The organism is Demequina mangrovi (assembly GCF_000759715.1).
Classification (GTDB): Bacteria; Actinomycetota; Actinomycetes; order Actinomycetales; family Demequinaceae; genus Demequina; species Demequina mangrovi.
In genome coordinates, this window is sequence record NZ_BBLU01000030.1 from 1 (window position 1) to 1291 (window position 1291).

1 protein-coding gene is annotated in these 1291 nt (G+C 68.1%); it reads left to right on the top strand.

Annotated elements, in window-relative coordinates; genetic code table 11:
- Positions 1-50 precede the first annotated feature (50 nt).
- A complete protein-coding gene (locus TR42_RS13925) occupies positions 51-1247 on the top strand; it encodes an IS481 family transposase (protein WP_042216983.1) in 1197 nt (398 codons plus the stop codon).
- The last annotated feature ends 44 nt before the right edge of the window (positions 1248-1291 follow it).

Genomic DNA, 1291 nt, shown 5'->3' on the forward strand with positions numbered 1-1291 from the left:
ATCGATGTGTCGCGACATCGTTCACAGTCCTGGTGCTTCGACGATGGGTCATGGCGGATGCAGACAAGAACCGGGTCATCGTGCTGGCGGTCGTCGAGGGCGGGCTGTCCGTCGCGGACGCCGCCGCGAGGTTCAACGTCTCCACGCGGTGGGTCCACGCGCTCGTGGCCCGCTATCGCGAGCATGGGCTGGCGGGTCTCGAGCCGCGCTCACGCGCCCCACGCACGTCGCCGCAGGCCACGCCTGCACCGGTGCGGGCACGCATCTTGCAGCTGCGCGACGAGCTGAGCGCCGAAGGGCTCGATGCGGGGGCTGAGTCCATCGCGGACAGGCTCGCACGCGAGGACGTGGCGGCGCCGGCAACGTCGACGATCTGGCGGATCCTGCGCGACGGCGAACGCGTCACCGCGCAGCCACGCAAACGCCCCCGGTCGTCGTGGACCCGCTTCGAAGCCGCCGCCCCCAACGGCTGCTGGCAATCCGACATGACCCACTGGCACCTGACCGACGGCACCGGGGTCGAGATCATCTCCTGGCTCGACGACCACTCCCGGTTCCTGCTGCACATCAGCGTCCACGCGGTCGTGACCGCACCAAAGGTCACCCACACGTTCCTGGCCACCGCACGCGAACACGGTCTACCAGCGGCGACACTGACCGACAACGGGCTGATCTACACCACCCGGTTCGCCAACTACAAAGGCGGCCCCAACCACTTCGAACACGTCATCGCATCCCTGGGTGTCGTCCAGAAGAACGGCCACCCCGGCCACCCCCAGACCCAGGGCAAGATCGAACGCTTCCACCAGACCCTCAAACGCTGGCTCGCCGCCCGGCCCGGGGCCATCACGCTCGAGGACCTCCAGGCACTCCTGGACGCCTTCCGCCACATCTACAACCACGACCGCCCGCACCGCTCCCTGAGCCGCCGCACCCCCGCCGAGGCCTACACCGCGCTGCCCAAGGACCAGCCCTCACTCCAGCTCCTGGAACGCCACTGGCGAGTCCGCCACGACATCGTCGACCCCGGCGGCACCATCACCGTGCGCTGGGCAGGCAGACTGCGCCACCTGGCCATCGGCCGCGCCCACAAGGCAGCCAGCATCGTGCTCCTCATCGCCGGCCGCGACACCCTCGTCATCGACCGCACCACCGGCGAGATCATCGCCGAACACACGCTCGACCAAACCCGCGACTACCAACCCAAGAAACACCAAAGGCCCCTCCCGAAGGAGGGGCCTTTGTGAACGATGACCCGAGACACCTATGAACGATGTCCCGACACATCACA